Genomic DNA, 4,785 nt, shown 5'->3' on the forward strand with positions numbered 1-4,785 from the left:
GGTATATTTTTTATAGAGGGGGTTCTTTTTTCTTTTTTGTTTTTATTAAATGATGTTGTGTGTTGTTTACCCCCTCCTAAATTTTTGAGATTTATATATTTTATTTTGACGACTGTAGTAAGTCGTCTTTTTGCGTTGGTAATAGATTGCCAGTTAACTCTTGGAGTTATATAATTCAGACATAATATATTTGGAGATCGATGAAAGGAGTGGTAATTTTGGCATATGCGGTTTATGTGCGTGTATCAAGTGATAAAGACGAACAGGTTTCTTCTGTAGAAAATCAGATTGATATTTGTAGATATTGGTTAGAGAATAATGGCTTTGAATGGGATGAGGATGCTGTTTATTTTGATGATGGTATATCAGGAACAGCTTGGTTAGAAAGGCATGCAATGCAACTGATCCTAAATAAAGCTAGAAAAAAAGAACTCGACACAGTTATATTTAAATCTATACATCGATTGGCGCGTGATTTAAAGGATGCGCTGGAGATTAAGGAGATACTTTTAGGGCACGGTGTACGCTTAATAACGCTGGAGGAAGGCTATGACAGTCATTACGAAGGTAAGAATGATATGAAATTTGAAATGTATGCCATGTTTGCAGCTCAGTTACCTAAAACATTATCTGTGTCTACAACCGCCGCTTTGGCAGCGAAAGTGCGTAGGGGTGGTTATACTGGGGGATTTGTTCCATATGGTTATGAAATTATAGATGATAAATATGCAATTAATGAAGAGGAAGCCGCTCTTGTTAGGGAAATATTTGAATTATACGCACAAGGATTTGGTTATATTAAGATTGCGAATACTATAAATGATAAGGGGATGCGTACTAGGAAAGGGGCGCCTTGGACATACTCCACATTATGCAAGATGATAAAAAACCCGACTTACAAAGGCATTTATACAATGCAAAAATATACAACAGTAAAAGTCAACGGTAAGAAGAAGAAAGTTATAAATCCTAAAGAGAAGTGGGTGATTTTTGAGGACCATCACCCTGCTATAATTAGTCACGAATTATGGGATAAAGTAAACGATAAGGATCCTAATAAGTTCCAAAAAAAGCGTCGTATATCAACAACTAATGAATTAAGGGGTATAACGTTCTGTGCACATTGCGGTACAGCAATGACTAAGAAAAATAATGTACGTGTAAATAAGAATGGGACAATAAAAGAATACTCGTATATGATGTGTGATTGGAGTAGAGCTACAGCACGGCGAGAATGTGTAAAACATGTTCCAATACATTACAAGGATTTAAGGGCATTAGTGCTAGATAAACTGAAAGAAAAAGAAAGTGTTTTAGAAAAAGAGTTTTATTCGGATGAAAATCAACTACAAGTTAAATTAAGAAAGCTTAACAGAGATATTAAAGATTTGAAGTTTAAGAAGGAGCGTTTATTAGACTTATATTTAGAAGGTGAAAGAATTGATAAAGATACTTTTACTGTTCGTAATAAAAAAATTGAAAAAGAACTCGAATTAAAAGAACTGGAAATACGGAAAGCGAACAATATCGAAATTCAAATGAAGGAGAAACAAGAAGTTAGAGATGCGTTTGCTTTATTAGAAGAGTCAAAAGATTTACATGGCGTATTTCAAAAATTAATAAAGAGGATAGAAGTTGCTCAAGATGGGGCAACAGATATCTACTATAGATTTGTAGAATAAATTTGTATGCCTTATTGACATACCGCGAGCGCTGTTGGTAAAAGTACAACATGTCGTGAATTAGAAAAAAATTACGGTGCATTTATTATACCTGAAGTTAATCTATTATTTGAAAGACCAAAAAATGAACATAGAACATGGTATTTTGAAAAACAAGTAGAGCGCTGGAAAATAGCAATACAGAAGTCGCAGCAATATGAGTTAGTAATACTCGATGGTGATATTTATCAGCCACTTAGTTATAATTGGTGTTTCCATTTTGATATATTTAATCAGCCGTTATCTTTAATAGAAAACTTTTATAAAGAAAAGATGATAAATAGAGAAATTGGTTTTCCAGATCAATATTTTTATTTGTACACGAATGATGAAGARCTTAGAAAACGRAAAGARTYTGATGRGACGARAARMAGAAGAAAYTTTGAAAAACATTTACATATATCAAAACCGTTGCAGCGTTATTATGAAAATTTAAATACCGTCACAGACGGGTACTGTAAATTGATTGAAGCAAAAAGTATAAAGTCGAATGAATTAGAAATTGTGAAAAGTTTAAACAGCTTAAACATGTGTGAAGAAAGACGTTTTGATGTTTCGAGGTTAGATGCTATTACGGAGTGGTTAAAAGAGAATCGTGCATAAAGTAAAAACAACGAGTGTTTTAGAAGGCGCTCGTTGTTTTTTTTGTTTCCCTATAAATATAAAGGAAAATTTTGTAGAATATCTTTATTTTTTAACAGAATAATCTTTCAATTTCACGAAAAAAGAAATACAATATAAGGAAATATATATAAATAATATGATAGGGGATGGGATGAACTATTTTGAATGAAGGAACTGTTTTATATAAGAAATAATGAGGTAGTAAGAACAGAGATATTTGGGAGGAAACAAGCAAGATGAAAACATTATTTAAAATCATAGGAATTATAGCTGGTATGGCGGTAATCGGGGTAGGTGTAACGTATGGTATGCTGTATTATTTGAATAATAGTAAACCGGCTGCGAAAAAGGCATCACCAGCCGCTCCGGCAGTAGAAGTGCTAGCTGATAGTAATGTAAAAGCCGAAGATGCAAAGATGTTAGAAAATGGAAATTATTCATTGCCGAATAGTGGTTTTAATAAAAACTTCAAATGGACAGATGAGAACATACAGACAGCATTACATGAAATGGCACATCAAAAAGCGAAAGCTGATCAAAAATGGGGCTATATTTTTATTACACAAGAACGTATTGAAAGTTTACTTGAAATTATAAATAATAATGATGTTGCACAAAAAAGTACATATGTGGATATTTTAGAACGATGGAAACAAGGAAAATATGAAAAGGTTGATGTAGACCACAACAAGATTTGGAAATTACAAAGTGGGAATTTAGGAGAAGGGAAAGGAGTAATGTCAGAAAAGGAGCAAAAAGAATTAATTAATCAAGTTTTTATACAAAAAGGTACATATTCAGGTAGTAAATTAATTGCAGGTGAGGTACAAGCTAATAAATAATATACATATTGATTTTGAAACACCTGTATTGTTATGAACACAAATATTTTAACAAAAATGAGTAATTGCTTTTTAGAGCAGTTACTCATTTTTGTTATTACTCGCTTACTTTTCTATTCTATTCTCTCTAATAATGTAAGAAACGATTGTAAAACTGGTGATATCCATCTAGATTTATGATAGATTACGTGGCTTTGAATGACGGATGGAGTTTCGATGGGCTGAAAACAGAGTTGTTCTTTTTGATAACTTTCTTGTACAACGATGTAAGGGAGAATAGAAATTCCTAACTCACACATAACGGATTGTTTAATGACTTCAACATTGGAAGTCTCAAATGTTTTATTAGGATTTCTTCCGCTTTGACGTAAAAAACGATCTACCATTGGTCTATAGCCACAGCTTTGTTCTGTAAATATAAATTGAGTATCTTGTAATAAAAGGAGTGGATCAGTGTTTGAAGGGAAATGAGCAGGGAAAATCCAACCAAATGTTTCATTACATAAATTGCACGTAATAAAATCATTATGCTCTAYACTTTCTCCAATTATGAAGATAACATCRGTTTCTCCTTCATGTAGTTTTTTCAATGCTTGCTCATTGGTATTTGTCTCAAGTACGATATTTACTTTCGGATTTTCCTGTTTGTAAGTACGTAATAATTGTGGTAACCGATACACTGCCAATGATTCATTAGATGTAATAGTCAATGTTCCTTCTAAATGGTCACTGTTTTGAGGGATTTCTTGCGCTTTATCATAAATAGTAAGTAATTCTAATGCGTACGGATGAAATTGATGACCTGCTTTTGTAAGAAGTATTTTTTTTCCTAATCGATCGAATAGAGGAATGTTTAAGTCGTTCTCTAATGCTTTAATATGGGCTGTCACAGTAGATTGCGCATAACCTAACGCAAGAGCTGCTTTAGAAAAACCGCCATGCTTAACAATGGCACAAAATGTTTTAACATGCCTCATTTCCATAAATGATACCTCTTTTATTATCATGATTTGTGAATGATTATATCATGTATTTCAATTTTTCAAATCATTAAATTTCTTTTAAAATTAAGTTGTGGAGATATTCATTCAATTGAAATTGGAGGAGAAAAAATGAGTGAAAAGAGCTATCATGTAGCTGTAGTTGGGGCTACAGGCGCAGTAGGGCAAAAAATCATTGCATTGTTAGAGAGAGTAACGAAATTTAATATAGAAGGAATTACATTACTCTCGTCAAAACGATCTGCTGGTAAGATAGTACAATTTAAAGGACGAGAGATTAAAATACAAGAGGCAAAATCAACTAGTTTTGAAGGTGTAGACATTGTATTTTTTAGTGCTGGAGGAGAGGTTTCTAGACAATATGTAAATCATGCAGTTTCTAGTGGTGCAATCGTAATTGACAACACAAGTGAATACCGAATGGAACACGATGTACCACTCGTCGTTCCAGAAGTAAATGCACATACTTTAAGGGAACATAAAGGGATCATTGCAGTTCCGAATTGCTCAGCACTACAGATGGTAACAGCTCTTCAGCCAATTCGAAAATCATTTGGTTTAGAACGAATTATTGTTTCAACGTATCAAGCCGTATCA

Annotated in this window: 4 protein-coding genes and 1 pseudogene; 4 read left to right on the forward strand and 1 reads right to left on the reverse strand. The window is 32.9% G+C overall.

The window, feature by feature from the left end; genetic code table 11:
• Positions 1-218 precede the first annotated feature (218 nt).
• From AC1DJR_RS17540 to AC1DJR_RS17550, 3 genes and pseudogenes are all read left to right on the forward strand, one after another.
• Positions 219-1,682 carry a recombinase family protein gene (locus tag AC1DJR_RS17540; protein ID WP_477003129.1) on the forward strand — a complete coding sequence of 488 codons (1,464 nt, stop codon included), beginning with the start codon at positions 219-221 and terminating at the stop codon, positions 1,680-1,682.
• Positions 1,683-1,706: 24 nt separating this feature from the next.
• Positions 1,707-2,324, forward strand: a pseudogene (locus AC1DJR_RS17545) (chloramphenicol acetyltransferase); the annotation flags it as partial.
• A 257-nt stretch (positions 2,325-2,581) separates the two neighbouring features.
• Complete coding sequence (locus AC1DJR_RS17550) at positions 2,582-3,187, forward strand: PRK06770 family protein (RefSeq protein ID WP_429687262.1); 606 nt, start codon at positions 2,582-2,584, stop codon at positions 3,185-3,187.
• 113 nt (positions 3,188-3,300) lie between these two features.
• Here AC1DJR_RS17550 and AC1DJR_RS17555 read toward each other — a convergent pair whose 3' ends face one another.
• A complete protein-coding gene (locus AC1DJR_RS17555; protein WP_477003130.1) occupies positions 3,301-4,170 on the reverse strand; it encodes a LysR family transcriptional regulator in 870 nt (289 codons plus the stop codon).
• Between the two features lie 129 nt (positions 4,171-4,299).
• On the opposite strand from AC1DJR_RS17555, the gene AC1DJR_RS17560 reads away from it, so the two are divergent.
• Positions 4,300-4,785 (forward strand): aspartate-semialdehyde dehydrogenase (locus AC1DJR_RS17560; RefSeq protein ID WP_477003131.1); only part of this gene is annotated, 486 nt, incomplete at its 3' end.

It is taken from the genome of Bacillus sp. 05T31, from assembly GCF_056396725.1.